Annotated in this window: 19 protein-coding genes; 9 read left to right on the forward strand and 10 right to left on the reverse strand. The window is 67.2% G+C overall.

The features are described from left to right. Window positions 1–128: 128 nt before the first annotated feature. From ABR323_RS08185 to coaBC, 3 genes are read right to left on the reverse strand one after another with little or no spacing between them, the layout of a single operon-like run. Window positions 129–2,477: a phosphomannomutase/phosphoglucomutase gene (locus ABR323_RS08185; RefSeq protein ID WP_439448930.1), complete on the reverse strand. Its 2,349-nt coding sequence runs from the start codon at window positions 2,475–2,477 to the stop codon at window positions 129–131. Between the two features lie 12 nt (window positions 2,478–2,489). Continuing rightward, window positions 2,490–2,963: a dUTP diphosphatase gene (gene dut, locus ABR323_RS08190; RefSeq protein WP_439448931.1), complete on the reverse strand. Its 474-nt coding sequence runs from the start codon at window positions 2,961–2,963 to the stop codon at window positions 2,490–2,492. Beyond that, window positions 2,960–4,222: a bifunctional phosphopantothenoylcysteine decarboxylase/phosphopantothenate--cysteine ligase CoaBC gene (gene coaBC / locus ABR323_RS08195; protein WP_439448932.1), complete on the reverse strand. Its 1,263-nt coding sequence runs from the start codon at window positions 4,220–4,222 to the stop codon at window positions 2,960–2,962. Before coaBC ends, dut begins: the two co-directional genes overlap by 4 nt. Before the next feature lie 228 nt (window positions 4,223–4,450). On the opposite strand from coaBC, the gene ABR323_RS08200 reads away from it, so the two are divergent. The 4 genes from ABR323_RS08200 to ABR323_RS08215 all read left to right on the forward strand — a co-directional run bounded on the left by ABR323_RS08200 (window position 4,451) and on the right by ABR323_RS08215 (window position 8,578). Next, on the forward strand, window positions 4,451–5,077 hold the full coding sequence (locus ABR323_RS08200) for a response regulator transcription factor (protein ID WP_135272034.1): 627 nt from the start codon (window positions 4,451–4,453) through the stop codon (window positions 5,075–5,077). A gap of 70 nt (window positions 5,078–5,147) precedes the next feature. Continuing rightward, window positions 5,148–5,852 carry a RadC family protein gene (gene radC / locus ABR323_RS08205; protein ID WP_135272033.1) on the forward strand — a complete coding sequence of 235 codons (705 nt, stop codon included), beginning with the start codon at window positions 5,148–5,150 and terminating at the stop codon, window positions 5,850–5,852. 113 nt (window positions 5,853–5,965) lie between these two features. Then, window positions 5,966–7,654 carry an arginine--tRNA ligase gene (argS, locus tag ABR323_RS08210; protein WP_135272032.1) on the forward strand — a complete coding sequence of 563 codons (1,689 nt, stop codon included), beginning with the start codon at window positions 5,966–5,968 and terminating at the stop codon, window positions 7,652–7,654. Between the two features lie 21 nt (window positions 7,655–7,675). Continuing rightward, complete coding sequence (locus ABR323_RS08215) at window positions 7,676–8,578, forward strand: SPOR domain-containing protein (RefSeq protein WP_439448933.1); 903 nt, start codon at window positions 7,676–7,678, stop codon at window positions 8,576–8,578. A 151-nt stretch (window positions 8,579–8,729) separates the two neighbouring features. Here ABR323_RS08215 and ABR323_RS08220 read toward each other — a convergent pair whose 3' ends face one another. After that, window positions 8,730–9,482: an SDR family NAD(P)-dependent oxidoreductase gene (locus ABR323_RS08220; protein ID WP_135272030.1), complete on the reverse strand. Its 753-nt coding sequence runs from the start codon at window positions 9,480–9,482 to the stop codon at window positions 8,730–8,732. Window positions 9,483–9,596: 114 nt separating this feature from the next. On the opposite strand from ABR323_RS08220, the gene ABR323_RS08225 reads away from it, so the two are divergent. After that, window positions 9,597–10,064: a DUF1456 family protein gene (locus tag ABR323_RS08225; protein ID WP_439448934.1), complete on the forward strand. Its 468-nt coding sequence runs from the start codon at window positions 9,597–9,599 to the stop codon at window positions 10,062–10,064. Here the strand turns inward: ABR323_RS08225 and ABR323_RS08230 are convergent. Next, complete coding sequence (locus ABR323_RS08230) at window positions 10,033–10,920, reverse strand: LysR family transcriptional regulator (RefSeq protein ID WP_439448935.1); 888 nt, start codon at window positions 10,918–10,920, stop codon at window positions 10,033–10,035. The genes ABR323_RS08225 and ABR323_RS08230 overlap by 32 nt on opposite strands. Window positions 10,921–11,063: 143 nt before the next feature. Between ABR323_RS08230 and ABR323_RS08235 the strand changes: the two genes are divergently transcribed. Then, on the forward strand, window positions 11,064–12,212 hold the full coding sequence (locus tag ABR323_RS08235; RefSeq protein WP_439449169.1) for an MFS transporter: 1,149 nt from the start codon (window positions 11,064–11,066) through the stop codon (window positions 12,210–12,212). On the opposite strand, the gene ABR323_RS08240 is transcribed toward ABR323_RS08235, so the two are convergent. Next, window positions 12,209–12,907 (reverse strand): TorF family putative porin, encoded by a 699-nt coding sequence (locus tag ABR323_RS08240; protein WP_439448936.1) that lies wholly within the window; start codon window positions 12,905–12,907, stop codon window positions 12,209–12,211. The two genes, ABR323_RS08235 and ABR323_RS08240, sit on opposite strands and share 4 nt — an antisense overlap. Window positions 12,908–13,085: 178 nt before the next feature. Between ABR323_RS08240 and ABR323_RS08245 the strand changes: the two genes are divergently transcribed. Beyond that, the gene (locus ABR323_RS08245; protein ID WP_439448937.1) at window positions 13,086–13,475 is read left to right on the forward strand and encodes a DUF6165 family protein; all 390 of its coding nucleotides are present in this window, start codon (window positions 13,086–13,088) and stop codon (window positions 13,473–13,475) included. A 6-nt stretch (window positions 13,476–13,481) separates the two neighbouring features. On the opposite strand, the gene ABR323_RS08250 is transcribed toward ABR323_RS08245, so the two are convergent. After that, window positions 13,482–14,159, reverse strand: coding sequence for a response regulator transcription factor (locus ABR323_RS08250; protein WP_135272024.1), 678 nt, complete (start codon window positions 14,157–14,159; stop codon window positions 13,482–13,484). A gap of 192 nt (window positions 14,160–14,351) precedes the next feature. Continuing rightward, the gene (locus ABR323_RS08255) at window positions 14,352–14,924 is read right to left on the reverse strand and encodes an OmpO family porin (protein WP_012509803.1); all 573 of its coding nucleotides are present in this window, start codon (window positions 14,922–14,924) and stop codon (window positions 14,352–14,354) included. Window positions 14,925–15,179: 255 nt separating this feature from the next. On the opposite strand from ABR323_RS08255, the gene ABR323_RS08260 reads away from it, so the two are divergent. Together ABR323_RS08260 and ABR323_RS08265 are read left to right on the forward strand one after the other, a co-directional pair. Continuing rightward, the gene (locus ABR323_RS08260) at window positions 15,180–17,537 is read left to right on the forward strand and encodes a prolyl oligopeptidase family serine peptidase (protein ID WP_439449170.1); all 2,358 of its coding nucleotides are present in this window, start codon (window positions 15,180–15,182) and stop codon (window positions 17,535–17,537) included. 91 nt (window positions 17,538–17,628) lie between these two features. After that, window positions 17,629–17,988: a DUF1428 domain-containing protein gene (locus tag ABR323_RS08265; protein WP_135272022.1), complete on the forward strand. Its 360-nt coding sequence runs from the start codon at window positions 17,629–17,631 to the stop codon at window positions 17,986–17,988. 15 nt (window positions 17,989–18,003) lie between these two features. Here ABR323_RS08265 and ABR323_RS08270 read toward each other — a convergent pair whose 3' ends face one another. Continuing rightward, window positions 18,004–18,693: a hypothetical protein gene (locus ABR323_RS08270; RefSeq protein ID WP_439448938.1), complete on the reverse strand. Its 690-nt coding sequence runs from the start codon at window positions 18,691–18,693 to the stop codon at window positions 18,004–18,006. A gap of 107 nt (window positions 18,694–18,800) precedes the next feature. Beyond that, on the reverse strand, window positions 18,801–19,721 hold the full coding sequence (locus ABR323_RS08275) for a histone (RefSeq protein WP_439448939.1): 921 nt from the start codon (window positions 19,719–19,721) through the stop codon (window positions 18,801–18,803). Window positions 19,722–19,761 lie beyond the last annotated feature (40 nt).

The following is a 19,761-nucleotide window of genomic DNA, read 5'->3' on the forward strand; positions in this document are numbered from 1 at the left end:
CCGTCGATCCGGAACCTGGGGTCAGAGCCCGTTGCGAAGCAACGGGATCCGACCCCGTGCCGACCAACGGTCGGCACCCACCAACGTGGATTGCGGTGCCGGGCGCAGCCCGGCCCCACCACGACCGATCAGAACCCCAGCGGTGTGTCGCCCAGCACCGGTTGCAGCTGGCTGCGGAACAGCGCCTGGATGCGTTCCAGCGCCGCTTCGTCGTTACCTTCGAAACGCAGCACCAGCACCGGCGTGGTGTTGGAGGCACGCACCAGGCCCCAGCCATCGGCGAAGTCCACGCGCAGGCCGTCGATGGTCGACAGCCGCCCACCCACGTACGGGTTGTCCGGCGACTGCGCCGCCGCCACCAGCATCGCCACCAGCGCGTGCGGCGTACCTTCGGCCACCGGCACTTTCAGCTCCGGCGTGGCCACCATGTCCGGCAGCTCGGCCAGCACCTCATCCGGTGTTTCCTCGCGCTGGGCCAGGATCTCCAGCAGGCGCGCGGCTGCGTACAGGCCATCATCGAAACCGAACCAGCGCTCCTTGAAGAAGAAGTGGCCGCTCATCTCGCCGGCCAGTTCCGCGTCGGTCTCGCGCATCTTCGCCTTCATCAGCGAATGCCCGGTCTTCCACATCAACGGGCTGCCACCATTGCGCAGCACGTGATCGGACAGCTTGCCGGTGCACTTCACGTCGTAGATCACCATCGCGCCCGGATTGCGCATCAGCACATCGGCGGCGAACAGCATCAGCAGGCGGTCGGCGTAGATGATCCTGCCTTCGCCGGTGACCACGCCCAGCCGGTCACCGTCGCCATCAAAGGCCACGCCCAGGTCGGCGCCGAAGCGCTTGACCGTCGCTACCAGGTCTTCCAGGTTGGCCGGCTCGCTGGGGTCCGGATGATGGTTGGGGAAGGTGCCGTCGACATCACAGTACAAGGGGATGACTTCGGCGCCGATCGCTTCCAGCAGCTGCGGTGCGAGCGCACCGGCGACACCATTGCCCGCATCGGCCACCACCTTCAACGGGCGGTCCAGCTGCACATCGTCGGCGATACGCTGGATGTAGTCGGCAGCAACGTCGCGCTGCTGGTAGTCGCCCGGTTCGGCGGCCTGCACCAGCCTGCCTTCGACGATGCGATGGTAGAGATCGGTGATCGCATCGCCGGACAGCGTTTCGCCGCCGATGACCACCTTGAAGCCGTTGTACTCGGGCGGATTGTGGCTGCCGGTAACCGCCACGCAGGTGCCGGTACGCAGATGGAAGGCGGCGTAGTACACGACCGGGGTCGGCGCCAGGCCGATGTCGATCACCGCGCAACCGGCGCGCCTCAGGCCCTCGGCCAATCCTGCGGCCAGTTCCGGGCCGGACAAGCGGCCGTCGCGGCCGATCACCACCTCGCGCAGGCCCTGTTCCAGCGCCACGGTGCCGATGGCCTGGCCAATCAGCGCGGCGGTCTTCGGTGTCAGTTCGCTGCCAACCACGCCGCGGATGTCGTAGGCGCGGAAGATACCGGCGGCCAGCTCCTCGGCCGGCACCGGCGGTGGCGGCGGTGGCGTGGCATCGCCACTGCCGGCCACGGTAGCCACCGGTGGTGGTGCCTGCTGCAGGCTCTCGCTCAGGGTCGGGCCATGGTCAGCATTCACCGCAGCGGCGCGACGCGGCAGCGGCAGGGTCTTCGGCAGGCGGCCACGGCCGACCACCAGCAGCACAGCGATGAACGCCAGCAACAGCGCGACGATGGCGCTGGCCAGCGCGCCCAGGCCCAGCGGACCGGCTTCAACATTGGGTACCGCAGCCACCAGGCGCAGCGTCGTGCCCGGAATCGGTCGCGCCAGTGCCTCGGCGCTCTCGGCCAGGCTGGCATCGCCCTGGGTGACCAGATCATGCATCCCTTGGCGCAAACCGAGGAACCCCGTGGTCGGCGCACTGACCTGGTCCAGCGGCGCGGTCAGCCGCAGCAATGGCTGGCGCACATAGAGCACCGCCGGCCCAAGGCTGCCCAGCTGCACCGGTGCAGCCAGACCCAGACGGTTGCCACCGCCATCGCGTACCACGCGCAGGCTGGGCTTGCCTTCGGCCAACGCTGCTTCCAGCAATGCCAGGCGGGCATAGCCGAAGGTGGCCGGGTCCGCATAGGCGCTGGCCAGATCGGCAACCAGCACTTCAACCTGTTCCACGCCGGTCCAGCTCTCGCGCACGGTCAGCGCCGCTGCAGCCGCATCGCCGGCCTGCAGCGCCTGCTGCACGCGATCGTTCTTCAACTGCTGCTGCAGCTGCTGCAACTGTCCCGCAGCGGCCTGCTGCAGGCCCTGCACGGCCTGGTCACGCGCTTCTTCCAGCGCCTGCCCGTTGGCTTCCTGCCGCCACTGCTGCACCGCGCTCCATCCGAACCAGCCGGCCAGCAGGATCAGCAGCACCCCCAGTAGTGGTGCACTGCGACCCAACGACCGTCCCCGCTGTCCTTCCCCGATGCCGCTCATCGATGTCCCCTGTCAACGCACCCCGGTATGGCCGAATCCACCCGTTCCCCGCACGCTGTCGGTGAAAGTATCCACCACCTGCAGGCTGACGCGGGCAATCGGCACGACCACCAGCTGCGCGATGCGATCGCCCGGCTCGATGGTGAAGGCCTCGCGGCCACGGTTCCAGACGCTGATCAGCAGCGGGCCCTGGTAATCGGCATCGATCAGGCCGGTGCCGTTGCCGAGCACGATGCCGTGGCGATGGCCCAGCCCCGAACGCGGCAGGATCACCGCGCACAGGTGCGGGTCAGCGATGTGGATCGCCAGCCCGCTGGGCACCAATGCGGTATCGCCGGGCTGCAGGGTCAGCGCGGTTTCCAGTGCCGCGCGCAGATCCATGCCGGCGCTGGCTTCGGTGGCGTAGGCCGGCAGCGGCCAACTGTCGCCGAAGCGCGGATCGAGCAGCTTGACCTGCAGCGGTTGGGAAGTGGATGCCTGGGTCATGCCTGGAGTCTCCGCGCGATCAGCGCCAGCAGTTGTTCGGCCAGCTCGCGCTTGGAGGTGGCCGGGAATACCTGTTCACCGTCCTGCCAGAAGGCAGTGGCGGCATTGTTGTCGCTCTCGAAACCGCCGCCGCTGATGCCAACCTGGTTGGCGATCACCAGATCCAAGCGCTTGTCGACCAGCTTGCCACGCGCATATTTCTCCACGTCGTGGGTCTCGGCGGCGAAGCCGACCACCAGCTTCAGCGACTGCGTCTGCGCAGCCACCTCGGCAAGGATGTCCGGCGTGCGTACCAGCTCGATCACCAGCGACTGGCTCTCGGCGGTCTTCTTCAGCTTCTGCGCGGCGACCTGGCGCGGCGTGTAGTCGGAAACGGCCGCCGCACCGATGTAGATGTCGGCCGGCAGCGATTTCAGTACGGCATCGCGCATCTGCGCGGCCGAGCGCACATCGATGCGCTGCACGCCCGGCGGCGTCGGCAGCTGTACCGGGCCGCTGACCAGCACCACCTGGGCGCCGAGTGCGGCGGCCGCAGCGGCCAGGGCGAAGCCCATCTTGCCGCTGCTGCGGTTGCCGACGTAGCGCACCGGATCGATGTCTTCGTAGGTCGGACCGGCACTGATCAGCAGGCGCAACCCCTGCAGGGCACGGGTTTCCGGCGCAGCAACCGTCGCAGCGGCGCCGCCATTGGCCGCCAGCGCGGCCACGATGTCGCCGGGTTCGGCCAGACGGCCAGGACCGGATTCGCCTTCGGCCAGCGGACCATCCACCGGGCCGATCACCTGCGCGCCGCGCTGGCGCAGCAGGGCGATGTTGGCCTGAGTGGCCGGATGCAGCCACATGCGATGGTTCATCGCCGGGCAGATCGTCAGCGGTGCGGTGCTGGCCAGGCACAGGGTGCTGACCAGGTCATCGGCATGGCCCTGGGCCAGTCGTGCGAGCAGATCGGCGGTACCCGGGGCGACCACGATGCGGTCGGCCCAGCGGGCCAGCTCGATGTGGCCCATGGCCTGTTCGGCGGCGCTGTCCCACAGCGTGGTGCGGGTCGGCTGCCCGGACAGGGCCTGGAAGCTGAGCGGAGTGACGAACTGCTGGGCACCGGCGGTCATTGCCACCTGCACCTGGGCACCGGCGTCGCGCAGGCGTCGCACCAGTTCCAGGCTCTTGTAGGCCGCGATCCCACCTCCGACGCACAACAGCAGTTTCTGACCTTCCAGCGCGCGGACCGGCGCGGGAGAAGCGTTGGGGGAGTCAGCCACCTGGAATTCCTGTGCAAACGAGGGCGTTAGCTTACCCGATGGTCGGTAATGTCCCGGTGCAGGGCGCACATAGCGGGCGGCTATCAGCAGATGGAGTCCGCCTACGTTGACCTGGGACTCATCCGGTAGCGGTTTCGGACCTTTCCTATACCTCTGCGGCCCCGGCATTTTGCAGAATCAGGCGTTGGCCGCTGCATGCAGCGGTCCGTTCGATCTGCAAGGAGCCGCGTGCACCCACGCATCATCATCGCCGACGACCATCCCGTGGTCCTGCACGGCATCCGCATCGTGCTGCAGACGCACCTGATGGAGATCGTCGGCAGCGCCAGTGACGGCGCCGGGCTGCTGCAGCTGGTGGACCACCACGACTGCGATGCGGTGCTGACCGATCTGTCGATGCCGGGTTCCGGCCCCGACGGCCCGGAACTGATCGACGCATTGCGGCAGCGCCACCCCGGCCTGCCGGTGGTGGTGCTGACCGGCGCGCGCCATCCGGGCCTGCTTGATGGCCTGCTGCGCGAGGGCATCAGCGGCCTGGTCGACAAATGCGCCGATTTCACCGAACTGCCGCAGGCACTGAAGTCCGCGCTGGCCGGCCAGGTGTTCGTCTCCCAGCAGCTACGCCACCACCTGCAGGCCCGCGACCTGCTGTTCCCACGCGAACCGGCGCCGCTGTCGGCGCGCGAGCAGGAAGTGCTGGAGCTGCTGGCGGCCGGCCTCAACGTGAACGAAGTCGCCGAGCGCTGTGGGCGCAGCCCGAAGACCATCAGCCGGCAGAAGGCCGAGGCCAAGCGCAAGCTGGGCCTGCAGAACAACCAGGAGCTGTTCGACTACCTGCAGACCCGGCGCGACTGAGGCATCAACCGACCCGCACCCGCGGCAAGCCCCGATGGGAGAGGCCGCCGGGGCTGGCGATGATGCAGGCATGCCCATCCATGACTGGCCCGAACAGGAACGCCCCCGCGAGAAGCTGATCGCCCGCGGGCCCACCGCACTTTCCGACGCCGAACTGCTGGCCCTGTTCCTCGGCTCCGGCTTCGGTGGCCGCGATGCCGTGCAGACCGCGCGCGACCTGCTGCAGGCACATGGCCCCTTGCGGGTGCTGCTCGACCGTCCCGCAGGCGAACTGGCCCGCTTGCCCGGGCTCGGCCCGGCCCGCAGCTGCACGCTGGCCGCCGGGCTGGAACTGGCGCACCGTTACCTCACCGCCGAGCTGGAGCACGGCGAGGCGGTCGGCAACAACCCGGCCGCGGTCGGCCGCTACCTGCAGCACCGCCTGCGCGGGCAGGCCCGCGAGATCTTCATGGCCCTGTTCCTGGACAACCGCCACCGCCTGATCGCCTGCGAGGAGCTGTTCCACGGCACCATCAACGCCGCCCCGGTCTACCCCCGCGAAGTGGTGCGGCGCGCCCTGCTGCACAACGCGGCGGCAGTGATCCTCAGCCACAATCACCCTTCCGGCGACCCTGAACCCTCTGGCGCCGATACCCGCATCACCGACGAACTGCAGCAGGCGCTGGCGCTGGTGGACGTGCGCCTGCTGGACCACTTCGTGGTGGGCGAGGGGCGCCCCGTTTCGTTTGCTGAACGAGGCCTGCTGTCAGCGCCGCAGCCTCGTTTGTTCGGCTGACTACCGCCCGGCCGCAGTTGGCGGGGTGCCCCACAGGCAGGTTCCGGTCAGCGTGGCTGCTGGCATCTGCGCTAAAATGGGCGATTCCGCCGCTCATTCTCACAGCAGGCCTCGTGAAAAATCTCCTCCGCGCCCTGATCAGCCAAGGCATCGAAGCCTTGCGCGCCAATGGCACCCTGCCCGCCGACTCCCTGCCGCCGGACTTCGTGGTCGAGCGCCCGAAGACCCGCGACCACGGCGACTTCGCCACCAACGCCGCGATGCTGCTGGCCAAGGCTGCGCGCAGCAATCCGCGCGCACTGGCACAGGCGCTGGTCGAGGCGCTGCCACGCAGCGAGGACGTCAGCAAGGTCGAGATCGCCGGTCCCGGCTTCATCAACTTCTACCTGGCCCCGGCCGCGTACCAGCGCGAAGCCGCGTCGGTCATCAAGGAAGCCCACGACTACGGCCGCAACCTGTCCGGCAATGGCCGCACGGTGGGCGTGGAGTACGTGTCGGCCAACCCGACCGGCCCGCTGCATGTCGGCCATGGCCGCGCGGCGGCGATCGGTGACTGCGTGGCCCGTGTGCTCGACGCCAATGGCTGGAACGCCAAGCGCGAGTTCTACTACAACGACGCCGGCGTGCAGATCGAGAACCTGGCGCTGTCGACCCAGGCACGCGTGAAGGGCATTGCCCCGGACCAGGAAGGCTGGCCGGAAGGCGGCTACCGTGGTGAGTACATCGCCGACGTCGCACGCGCCTACATGACCGGTGCCAGCGTCGACCTGGAAGGTACCCTCGTGGTGGGTGCCAAGGACCCGGAGGACATGCAGGCGATCCGTCGCTTTGCCGTGGCCTACCTGCGCAACGAGCAGAACCTGGACCTGGCTGCGTTCGGCGTCGACTTCGACATCTACTTCCTGGAAAGCTCGCTGTACGCCGACGGCAAGGTGGCCGAAGCGGTGGCCAAGCTGCAGGCGTCGGGCCATACCTATGAAGAAGGTGGCGCGCTGTGGCTGCGCAGCACCGACTTCGGTGACGACAAGGACCGCGTGATGCGCAAGTCCGACGGCACCTTCACCTACTTCGTGCCGGACGTGGCCTACCACCTGTCCAAGTGGCAGCGCGGCTACGAGCGCGCGATCACCGAACTGGGCGCCGACCACCACGGCTCGCTGGCGCGCGTGCGCGCCGGCCTGCAGGCGATGGAAGTGGGCATCCCGCAGGGCTGGCCGGAGTACGTGCTGCACCAGATGGTCACCGTCATGCGCGGCGGTGAGGAAGTGAAGCTGTCCAAGCGTGCCGGCAGTTATTTCACCCTGCGCGACCTGATCGAGGAAGCCGGCCGCGATGCCACCCGCTGGTTCCTGATCGCGCGCAAGCCCGATTCGCAGCTGACCTTCGACATCGACCTGGCCCGCCAGCAGAGCAACGACAACCCGGTGTTCTACGTGCAGTACGCGCATGCCCGCGTCTGCAGTCTGCTGCGCCAGGCGCAGGAAAAAGGCCTGGTGTACGAACAGGGCAGTGGCCTGGCCAACTTCAGCCGCTTGTCCGACGACGCCTCGCTGCTGCTGATGAACGAAATCTCGCGGTATCCGGAAGTGGTGGAAGCGGCCGGCGTGGCGCTGGAACCGCATCTGGTGGCGCAGTACCTGCGTGAATTGGCGCACGCGTTCCACACGTGGTATCACGGGACGCCGGTGCTGGTGGAAGACGCTGCGGACCGCAACGCCAAGCTGACCCTGGCCTGCGCCGCGCGCCAGGTGCTGGCCAACGGCCTCGAACTCCTGGGCGTCAGCGCCCCGGAAAAAATGTAAGCATCAGGAGACGCAGTACACATGGCAGCACGACGCGGCAAAAACCAGGCACGACGCAACAGCAGCAGCCAGGGCACACCCGGATGGGTGTGGCTGGTAGCTGGCGTGGCGATTGCTGCCGTGGTGTTCCTGGCGGCGCCGAACCTGTTCAAGGGCGAGGGCGATGGCTTCCTTCGCGCCGGTCCGCAGCCGAACCCGAACGCGCAACCGGCCCCGGTCGCTGATGCCGACAGCGATGTCGGCACCCAGCCGGCCGCGCAGCCAGCCACGCCGAAGCCGGCCGAACCGGAAAAGCCGGCCGCCACCCAGTACGACTTCTACACCCTGCTGCCGGGCAAGGAAGTCGAGATGTCCGACGCCGAGCTGGCTGCCAGCGCGCGTGCTGAAGACCAGCGCCGGGCCAAGGCAGAAGCGCAGCGCGCGCAGGCCGCTTTGGAAGGCAAGCCGGTTCCGGCCGCAGCCGCTGCGCCGGCACCAACGGCAACCGCCAGCGTGGCCAGCACCGCACCGGTAACCGCCACCAGCCGTCCGCTGCCGGCGCCGCTGAGCGAGCGTCCGGCTGCGGCAACGCCGCCGGCCAGCGCTTCGACGGCGTCGACCAATACGGCTGCCGCTACCGCAGCATCGCGCGCGGAAACCGCGCCGGCCGCTGCCAGCACTCCGGCTGCTGCTGCACCGGCTGCCGCCGACAATGCCCGCTACATCCTGCAGGCCGGCGCGTTCGGTGCCTCCGGCGATGCCGAGGCGACCAAGGCCAAGCTGGCGATGATGGGCCTGGCGGCACGCGTGGAGTCGGCGCAGATCAACGGCAAGACCGTGTACCGCGTTCGCATGGGACCGTATGGCAGTGCCGGCGAGCTGTCCGAAGCCAAGCAGAAGCTGGACGGTACCGGCCTGCAGGCGATGGCGATCAAGGCGCAGTAAATCTGCCGTTGTGAATGAAAAAGCCGGGCATTGCCCGGCTTTTTTTGTTTCCGTAGAGTCGAGCTTGGCTCGACTGGTTTTTTGTAGAGTCGAGCCATGCTCGACTGGGGGTAGAACAACAGTCGAGCAAGCTCGACTCTACAAACGACCGTCAGCCTTCGCGTGCCACCTGGAAACCAGCAAAGGACTGGCTGACCGGCATCAGCTCCAAGCGATTGATGTTCAGGTGCGGCGGCAGGCTGGCCACCCAGAAGATCTGTTCGGCGATGTCTTCAGCGGTCATCGGGTTGGCACCGGTATAGAGCTTGTCCGACGCAGCCTGGTCGCCGTGGGTACGCACCACGGTGAACTCGGTCTCGGCCATGCCCGGCTCGATCGTGGTCACGCGCACGCCGGTGCCGTGCAGGTCCGAACGCAGGCCCAGCGAGAACTGGCTGACGAAGGCCTTGGTGCCTCCGTAGGCATTGCCACCCGGGTACGGGTAGACACCGGCCACCGAGGAAATGTTGATGATCGCGCCCTTGCGCTCGACCAGCTGCGGCAGCAGGCGATGGGTCAGGGTCACCAGCGCGGTGATGTTGGTGTCGATCATCGTGGTCCAGTCGGAGAGCTTTGCGCTCTGTGCCGGCGCGGTGCCCTGCGCCAGGCCAGCGTTGTTGACCAGCAGATCGATCTCACCAAAGGCCGGTGGCAGCGCCAGCAACGCCGCTTCCATCGCCACAGGATCGCGGATGTCGAAGACAGCGGCATGCACCACGTCCTTGCCGTAGCGGTCGACCAGCGGCTGCAGGCGTTCGCCGCGTCGGCCGGTGGCGATCACCTTCCAACCCGCCTGGGCGAAGCGGTGGACGGCAGCGGCGCCGAAGCCGGAGGTGGCGCCGGTAATCAGGACAGTGCGGGTCATCAGGCAACTCCAGGGGGAAAACCAGACCCCCATTCTGGCACCGTCGGCCGGGGGTTGCCTTGCCTGATCGGCCAGATCCGGCCCCACCTGCCGGGCGACCGGTACAATTGGGCCATGATCAACAACGATGTCCTGCGCAGCATGCGCTACTCCCTGGACCTGGGCGACCACCACGTGGTGACCCTGTGCCAGATGGCCGATCCGGCCTTCGCGGTGGATACCGAACAGGTGAAGGCCTGGCTGCGGCGCGATGACGAAGCCGGCTTCGAGGCGATGAACGACAGCGCGCTGGCGCACTTTCTCGATGGCCTGATCGTGCACCTTCGCGGTCGCGACGAGAGCCAGCCGCAGCGTGCAGTGGAAACCCGCATCGACAACAACCTGGTGCTGAAGAAGCTGCGCGTGGCCTTCCAGCTACGTGACGTGGACCTGATGCAGATCTTCGCCAATGCGGGTTTCAACGTCTCCAAGTCGGAAATCGGTGCGTTGTTCCGCCAGCCCGGCCACACCAACTACCGCCGCTGCCTGGACCAGATGCTGCGCAACTTCCTCAAAGGGCTGAGCCTGCGCCTGCGCGGCTGAGTACGGCCTCGACAAAGGCACGCGCTGCCGGCGTCGGCAGCCGCTGCCAGACCAGGTGCACGCGGCGGGTCGGGGTCGGCTGCAGCGGTATCTGTACCACGCCCTCGAAACCTTCGGCGATCAATGCCGGCACGATCCCGACCGCCAGCCCATGGCGGACGAAACGCTCGACGAGCTCCATCAGGTTGACCTCGAAGCGCACCGTGTGCGGCAGGCCTGCGGCAGCGAACGCATCATCGGTCTGGCGGCGCGCGCCGGTGCCACGTGGGAAGTCGACCAGCGCTTCATCCTGCAACGCGGTCAATGGCAGCTGCGTATGCCTGGCCAACCGGTGCGATGGTGCCAGCACCGCCACCAGGTCTTCCTCCTGCAGCATCTGGTGGCAGACGCCATCCAGGCCCGCCGAGGGCGCCAAGCCGACCAGTGCGGCATCCAGTTCACGCGACTGCACCTGCGCGATCAGGTCCTCACTCTTGTCCACCCGCAGCTGGAATTCCACCTCTGGGTGTGCCTGCTGGAAGGCCGCCAGTATCGCCACCACGTCGATGTCGGTGAGCGAGGAAATCTGTCCGATCGCCAACAGGCCGCGCACGTCGCCACTGACTGCAGCGACGTCGGCACGCAGGTGGCGCAGGCTGGCCAGCACCTGCCGCGCGTGCACCAGCAGCGCCTCGCCTGCGGCGGTGGCGCGTACCTGGCGTGGCAGACGCTCGAACAACGGCGTGCCCAGCTCCTGTTCCAGATTGGCAATCTGATGGCTGAGCGCCGACTGCACCACATGGCAGCGCTCGGCGGCACGGGTGAAGTTGCCCTCCTCGGCCAGCGCCACGGCGAATTCAAGCTGCTTGAGATTCACGCATCCATCTCATTTTCAGATGACAGGAATGATGATGATTCATTTCCATCATGACTGCAGCGGGCGGACACTGTGCACCCCGCATCCTGGTACATCGCGTGAGCCCGTCCCTCCCCCCTCTGCACCGCTGGCAGGTGCTGCTGATGTCGGTCGCCACCGGCGTGGCCGTGGCCAGCAACTACTATGCGCAGCCGCTGCTGCACACCATTGCCGATGCCTTCGGTGTGCCGTTCGGCCAGGTCGGCATGGTGGTCACCGTGGCACAGCTGAGCTATGCCGCCGGGCTGATCCTGCTGGTGCCGTTGGGTGACCTGTTCGAGCGCCGCCGGCTGATCGTGGTAATGAGCCTGCTGTCGGCCAGCGGCCTGGTGATCAGTGCCTGTGCACCGTCGCTGGCCTGGCTGCTGGTGGGCACCGCGATCACCGGCCTGTTCTCGGTGGTGGCGCAGGTGCTGGTGCCGTTCGCGGCAACGTTGGCCGCTCCAGAGCATCGTGGCCGCGTGGTTGGCACGCTGATGAGCGGGCTGCTGCTGGGCATCCTGCTGGCACGCACCGTGGCCGGACTGCTGTCGAGCCTCGGCGACTGGCGTCTGGTCTACGCCATCGCCGCCGGTACTCTGGTACTGACGGCGCTGGCGCTGCAACGTGGCCTGCCGCGCTTCCACCACAGCGCCGGCCTCGGCTATTTCGCCCTGCTGCGCTCGATCGGTTCCCTGTTCGTGCAGGAGCCGGTGTTGCGCCTCCGCACGCTGCTGGGTGCGTGCAGCTTCGCCATGTTCGCGATCTTCTGGACGCCGTTGGCGTTCCTGCTGGCACAGCCGCCCTACGCCTACAGCGACGCCACCATCGGCCTGTTCGGACTGGTCGGTGCCGCCGGCACGCTGGCTGCAGGCCTTGCCGGCCGCATGTCCGACCGTGGCCAGACGGGCCGCGCCACTGCCATCGCGCTGGCGCTGTTGCTGCTGTCGTGGTTGCCGCTGGGGCTGTCGGCGCACTCGCTGCTGGCGCTGCTGGTCGGCGTGGTGGTGCTGGATCTGGCCGCGCAGCTGCTGCACGTGAGCAACCAGAACCTGATCTATGCGCTGCAGCCGGCGGCACGCAACCGCCTCAATGCCGGCTACATGACTGGTTACTTCATCGGCGGTTCGCTGGGTTCGCTGCTGTCGGCCCAGGTCTACCAGCGCTTCGGCTGGACCGGCGTCTGCGTGGCCGGTGCTGCGGTGGCCGTGTTGGCCCTGCTGCTGTGGTTGCTCGGCGCGCTGCGTGCGCGCCAGGCCTCGGCGGCCAACTAGAAGCTGCCCTGCAGTGCCAGCTCCCAACGCCCCCCGGCGTTGCCCGGGAACAAGCGCTTGGCCGCGTTGTCGGTGTCATGCACGGTGGCCCGCAGCTCCCACGCCGGGGTCAGCGTGGCAATGGCACTGATCTGGCCGTGCAGGTAGTCCGGGCCCTGTGCGGTGGCCAGCCAGTATTGGCCCACCGCCGCTTCCAGGCGGAACCGCTCGTGCAGCGGCACACGCACGCCCAACTGGGCATAGGTGCCGCGATGGCCGCCCGCCAGCGCGTCGTTGGAATGTGCGACCTGCAGCCAGGCGCGCTGCTTCCACGTCAACGTGGTGTTGAGCTCGGTCCAGTCCAGCGCGCGGCCGGTGCCCGGGTACATGTAGCGGGTCAGGTTGGCATCCAGCGTCCAGTCCGGTGCAAGTGCGCCGGACCAACCGGCGACCAGGTCGAACTCGCTGCGCGCACCGTTGTCCGGCTTGAACGCTACGTTGGAGCCCCACACGCTGGCGTACCAACCGGATGCGACTGCCACTTTCGCGCCCGCCTGCACCGCCGGATCGCCATCGCTCTGCGAGCTGCCGCGCCACACGTAATCGCTGGTCAATGCCGCACTGCCACTCACCTGCGTCTGCGCCTGCGCGCTGCCGATGCCCAGTACCGCTGCCAGCGCGGCCACCATCGCCGCCATCATCCCCTTGCTGTTCACTGCACTGTTTTCCTCGTCGAAGGCGGTCGCGCCGCCGGGACGGCAGTGTCGAGGGCGTGGCCGTAACGGATCGAGGGCGATGCCGGGTCCGCAGCGCAAATTCGGCGTAAACACCGCGGATCAGGGTCCACGGGTGCCGGCGCGGTATCATGCCCACCTGTTTCCAGGAACCAATCGCGTGGACGCCATCCTGACCCCGGTATCGATCGGCGAGCTGATCGACAAGATCACCATTCTCGAGATCAAGGCCGAGCGCATCGACGATGCCGCCAAGCTGGCCAACGTGCGCACCGAGCTGGACGGACTGCTGCCGCTGTTGCAGCAGCAGTTGCAGGCACAACCGGTGCTGGCCGTGCTGAAGCAGCAGCTGAAGGCGATCAACGAACGCATGTGGGACATCCAGGACCAGCTGCGCGACAAGGAAGCGGCGCAGGTGTTCGACGATGCGTTCATCCAGCTCGCGCGTGGCGTGTACGGCACCAATGGCGAGCGCGTGCAGGTGAAGAACGAGATCAACCGCGTGGCCGGTTCAGCGCTGGTGGAAGAGAAGCAGTACCAGGGCGAATAAGCCCGTTTATCCGCATTCGAGCAGATGCCGGATGCGGAACAGTTCGCCGTCGCTTTGGATCCCGAGCTTCTGGTAGGCGGTACGCTTCTGCGTGCTGACGGTGCTGGCCGTGCGCCCGGAACGCCGCGCGACCTCGCCGGTAGTGCAGCCTTGCAGGACCAGCCGGAGCACCTCGCGCTCGCGCCGGCTCAAGGGGGCGAGCATCGGCGCCGGCGTACGCCGCATCCGAGACCGGTTCAACTGCGTGCGCAGCTCCGGGGGAACAAAGCGCCCACCACGGGCCAGCACGTCGATCGCCCGCATCAGCATCGCTGGCGAAGTGCCCTTGGGCAGGAATCCCCGCGCGCCGGCCTGCATCGCTGCAGTTACCGTGCTGGCATTGCAGTGGGCGGACAGCACCAGCACCGGCAGGCGTGGCCAGCGATGCGACAGCAGACGCAGCAGCGACAATCCTCCCTCGGGTCCGCACGGCGCCAGCACGTCAATCAGCAACAGATCGATGCTGCCGGGTTGGAGGTGCAGCAGATCCAGCAGATCACCTTCGTTGGCGAAGCTGCCGCAGACCTGCACGGCCCCATGCTGGGCCAGCACCACCTCCACCCCCAGTCGCAGTACGGGATGCGGGGCCAGCATTGCCAGGCGGCGGGGCCGATCGAGAGGCAGCGCGAGAACGGCAGGCGACATCAGGGCGGATCCAGCAGTACGAAGCGTCCACCGTAGGCCGGCGCCACAGGCAGCGGAATCCAATTTATTGCAACGCAGCAAAACCCCACATTCGCGCTCAGCCGCGGTTCCGGATGCCCACAACGCAACAGGCCCGGCATGAGCCGGGCCTGTCGAGGCATCTTCAAGCGCGCATGCGCGCCGAGGAAGCAATTACCAGCTGAAGCGCGGGCCGACGGTGTATTCCTTGTCGCCGTCGCGGTTCATCTTCAGCTCGCCGTTCAGGCCCCAGTTCTGGTTCAGCTTGACCTGACCACCCAGGCGGCCGTACCACTGGCCTTCCGGATTGATGCCGTGCTTCTTGGAGAAGTCTTCGTAGCCGACCATGCCGTAGACCTCGGCGTGGGCACCGAAGGCGGTGCGGATGCCGGCTTCAGCGCTGTAACCGTTGAAGTCCAGGCCGTGCTTCTGGTCGCGCTTCTGGTAAGCAACGCGGGCAACGAAGTCGGTGGTCGGCGCGATTTCAACGTTGTAGCCGGCACCGATCTTCCACTGGTCCAGCTTGATGTTGGTGTTGTCGATTTCCTGGCGGCTGTAGTCACCGAAGGCGTGGAAGTTCGGCAGGAAGCCGTACGAACCCTTCACGCCCCAGCCGTCGGCCTTGAACGCATCGATGTCGGTCTTGGCGTAGTCCGCTTCGGCGTAGTTGTAGGACAGGTTCTCAGCAGCCGAGGCGGTGAACGGCAGGGCAGCGGCCAGGGCCAGAGCAATCAGCGAATTCTTCATGGGGGTACACCTTTACTTTCTTATGGTGTGCAGCAGCGCCAGGGCGCCATCGCATCGGGAATGTAAATTCTCCGTTATTCGCCACAACGCTCCCTGAAAACAGCGGTCTTCGCATTGCTGAATTTTTTGGCTTGATTCAGGCTGCGTCTGGCATACGCGCGCCGCGCGCGTGCATTTGTCATCCATCGACGATTGCAACAGGAGGTTGCCTTGCACCTGCCCGAACCGCTGCGGCGCGCTGTCTGCGCTGCAGCCATGATCTGCACTGCCCTGTTTTCATCCTCGCCTGCCCACGCGCTGCAGGCCGCCGACTACCAGCGCGCCGAACGCGTGCACGACAGTCATCTACGTGGCGCGCTGCGCAATGCCTCGGTGCTGCCGAACTGGCTGGCCGATGGCCGCTTCTGGTACGAACGCGAAGACGCGCAGGGCCGACGCCAGGCAGTACTGGTGGATCCAGCCCACGCTACGCGCCAGATCCTGTTCGAATCCACTGCGCTGGACGCGGCGGTTGCATCTCTCGGTACCAGCGGGCCGCGCCTGCGGCTGGCCAGCGTACAGGTGCTGGACGAAGGCCTGCGCCTGCGGTTCAGTGGTGAGGCAGCCATCGACTGCCAATGGCCACGCTGGCATTGCGCACGATCGCAGCATGCAACTCCTCCAGCTGATGCACTGCCCTCACCCGATGGCGAGGCCTGGCTGCAGGTGCGCGACCACAACCTGTGGCTGCAACGCGCTGGAACGGCGCCGCAGGCACTGACCACCGGCGGTGAAGCCGGGCATGGCTATGGTGTGTTGCCCGACTTCAGCCTGCGCGGTATCCCACGCCGCCAGGGCAGGATGCCGACGCGGCCGTTCGCGGTCAGCTGGTCGCCGGAGGGCCACTTTGTCGCCGGCATCCGCTACGACGAACGTGCGCTGCAGGACTATCCCTATCTGGAAAGCAGCCCGACCGACAGCGCGCGGCCGCGCGTGCATGCGGTGAAGCTGGGGTTGCTGGGTGACACCCGGCAGGTGCGCGACAGCCTGTACGTGATCGACAGCCGCAACGGCCAGCAGCGTGACATCGCCCTGCCGGAAGGCTGGAACACCCTCAGCGAAGGCGGCGTACTCGGCTGGGACGGCGGCCGGTTGTATGCCGCGATTGCGCACTTCGGCACACCGCGCAGGCTGCGCCTGGTGGAGATCGATGCAAGCAGCGGTGCATTGCGCACTGTGCTGGAAGAAGCCAGCGACACCCGCCTGCAGCTCAACGTGTATTCGTACAGCCGGCCAGCGGTGGCCATCCTGCCCGGCCAGGACACGGCCGTATGGTTCTCGCAGCGCGATGGCTGGGGCCATCTGTACCGGGTGCGTCTGTCCGATGGCAAGGTGCTGCGCCAGCTCACCCGCGGCCAATGGGCGGTGCGCGACCTGCTGGGTGTGGACGCTGCGGGTGGCTGGGCGTACTTCAGCGCCGGAGGCGTCGACGGTGGCGACCCCTACGTGCGCGGCCTGTACCGGGTATCGCTGCGGGGCGGTCCGATCCAGCGCCTGGCCGCCGATGACAACGACCATCTGGCCGATGCCGGCAGCGGCGCGCTGTTCGGAGGGCGCTCGCCACAGGCCGTGTCACCACGGGGCGACTATCTGGTCGATACCGTCTCCAGCCTAGCGCAGCCCCCGCGCACGGTACTGCGTGCCAGCGATGACGGCCGCGAAGTGATGGTGCTGGAAACAGCGGATGACAGTGCGATCGTTGCTGCAGGCTGGCGGCCACCACGGCGCGAGCGGCTGCTGGCCGCCGATGGGCATACGCCGATCTTCGCCACGGTCTACCTGCCACGCGACTATCGCGATGACGGGCGCTTCCCGGTGATCGATGCGATGTACGGCGGCTCCTTCATCAGCAATGCACCGGTCACCTATGCCGAGGCCGTGTCGGCCTTGAATCCGGTGTCACGCGCCAGCCTGGCCGAACTCGGCTTCGTGGTGGTCAGCATCGACGCGCGTGGCACCGGTGGCCGTGACAAGGCGTTCCATGACAGCAGCTTCCTGCACGGCGCCGATGTACAGCTGGATGACCACGTGGCGGCACTGCGCCAGCTGGGCGAGCGCTACCGCGGCATCGATCTGCAACGGGTCGGCATCTACGGGCACTCGTTCGGTGGCTACAGCGCCGCGCGCGCCCTGCTGCGCTACCCGGCGTTCTACAAGGTGGGCGTGGCCTCGGCCGGCAGCCACAACTTCCAGGGCATGTATGGCGGTGCCATCCATGGCATGGACCGGCTGTTCGGCGGCGTGCTGCCAGCCCCGGCCATCGCCGATGGTGTGCCCCCACCCTTTGCCGGACTCGACAATGCGGCGCTGGCCGGCAACCTGCGCGGACACCTGATGCTGGTCTATGGCGAACTGGACGAGAACGCGCCGCCGGCATTGACCCTGCAGCTGGCCGCCGCCTTGAACAAGGCCCAGCGTGAGTACGACCTGCTGTACCTGGCCCGGCAGGACCATGAGCTGTTCCGCAATGACGCCACCTACACGCACCGCATGTGGGACTACTTCGTGCGCCACCTGGCCGGCCAGCAGCCGCCGGACGTGGTGCTCGCGCCGCTGCCCGGTGGCCCGGGCTGAACAGGCGCACACAGGATGTCGATCCACGACGCCCTGGTTCGTCGGGTACTTGAAGGCCGTGCATGCAGCACGGTCCATCCGGAGGCAGGCAATGAGCTACATCGATGGTTTCGTCCTGGCGGTGCCGACCGCCAACAAAGAGAAGTTCCTCGCCCATGCACGCACAGGGGATCCCGTTTTCATCGAGTACGGCGCGCTGCGCGTGGTCGAGTGCTGGGGTGACGACGTACCGCACGGCAAGACCACCGACTTCTTCGGCGCGGTGAAAGCCACGCCGGACGAAACGGTGGTGTTTTCCTGGATCGAGTGGCCGGACAAAGCGACCCGCGACGCCGGCATGAAGAAGATGATGGAAGACCCAAGGTTTGATCCGGCGACGAATCCGATGCCGTTCGACGGCGCGCGGATGATTTACGGCGGCTTCGTACCGATCTACGAACTCACGCGCTGAGCGCGGCGCGCGCGCTCAGCGCGCGTCCGTTTCATCGCTGGCAGAGGCGTGGCCGGCGCCCAGTGCGGCGCCGGCGCCGAGACCCAGGCCCCCCATTCCGCCACCGCCGCCTCCACCACCGCCGCCTCCCGTGCGGCCGCCCTTCGCATCACCGTCGGCGCGGCCCTTGCCACCGCCACTGGCACCGCCCGGCCGGGTCGGGCCTTGCGGTGGAATCTGCAGGTCGGCGGGGATCGGCGCCAGGTCCAGTGCTTCACGCACGAAGTCGCGCAGCGAAACCACCAGTTCGTGGGTGTGTACCGGCCGCCCCTGCGCCAGTTCGTTCGCAGCGCGCGCGGCCAGCCGCACCTGTTCGTCGGTGCCCAGCAGCAGGATGTCCGACAATGCCGCCTCGACGGCATCGCGGATGCGGCGCGCACGGTCCGAGCGCGGTTCGGCGATACCTTCGGCATCTTCGCGCTGGCGCAGGTCACGGCGGTGGCTGGGATCCACGCCCAACTCGCCGGTAAACGAACCGCCCAGCGTCTTGTAGGCCGCCATCAACGTGCGCAGGCGCTCGTTGATCTGCCGGTTCTCGCGCTCGCGGCGCTGCTGCAGGGTCTGCATCACCAGCAGGCGGATGCCCACGCCCAGCAGGGTGATCAGGACCAGGCCGGCCAGGGTGGACAGCACGCCCTGCCAGGAACTGAAGTCGATACCGCGCATCGTCGGAGCTCCGGCAGGAAGAACCTGCATCTTGCCCCAGACCGTGCCCCAGATACGCGAAAGGCCCCACCACCCGGTGGGTGGCAGGGCCTTCGGTCACGGCGCGATTACTTGCGCTTGGCGACCTTGCGCACGGCCTTGGCCGGTGCCTTCTTGGCAACAACCTTCTTGGCCGGAGCCTTCTTGGCGGCGACCTTCTTCAGCGGCGCAGCCTTCTTGGCGACCGTCTTGCGGGTGGCGGCAACCTTCTTGCCAACTGCCTTCTTGGCAACGGCGGTCTTCTTGCCGACAACCTTCTTGGCAGCGGCGGTCTTCTTGCCGACGGCCTTCTTGGCGACGGCAGCCTTCTTGCCGACAACCTTCTTGGCGGCCGCGGTCTTCTTGGTGGCGACCTTCTTGGTGGCGGCAACCTTCTTGCCGACAACCTTCTTCGCAGCCACGGCCTTCTTGCCAGCGACCTTCTTGGCGGCGACGGTCTTCTTGGCCACAGCCTTCTTGGCGGTGGCGACCTTCTTGCCGACAACCTTCTTGGCGGCCGCGGCCTTCTTGGCAACGGTCTTCTTCGCGACGGCAGCCTTCTTGGTGGCAGCCTTCTTCACGGTGGCAACCTTCTTGCCGGCAGCCTTGGTGGCGGCCTTGGTGGTCTTCTTGGCAGCAGCGGCCTTCTTGGTCACAGCCTTGCCTGCAGCCGCCTTCTTCTTGGCCACTTCCTTCTTCAGGGCAGCGGCTTCAGCCTTGGCGTTCTTCTTGGCGGCTTCCAGCTTCTTCTTGGCGTTGGCAACAGTCTTGCCGACCGACTTGGCAGCCTTCTCGGCCTTCTTGGCAACGGTCTTCTCGACCTTGGCCACAGCCTTCTTGGCCTTGGCAACGCGGGTACCGGCAGCCTTGGTGGCGCGCTTGACGGTCTTCTTGACCGACTTCACGGCGTCTTCGGCGGCGTGGGCGATGGTCTCGCCGACATTGGTGGCGGCTTCTTTCACGTTCTCGACGGCGTCGGTCACGACCGACACACCATTACCGTTGCTCATGTTGCCCTCCTGGGGGCCTTAAGTATCAAAACGGGGCGAT

The organism is Stenotrophomonas sp. ATs4 (assembly GCF_051861585.1).
Classification (GTDB): Bacteria; Pseudomonadota; Gammaproteobacteria; order Xanthomonadales; family Xanthomonadaceae; genus Stenotrophomonas; species Stenotrophomonas maltophilia_AS.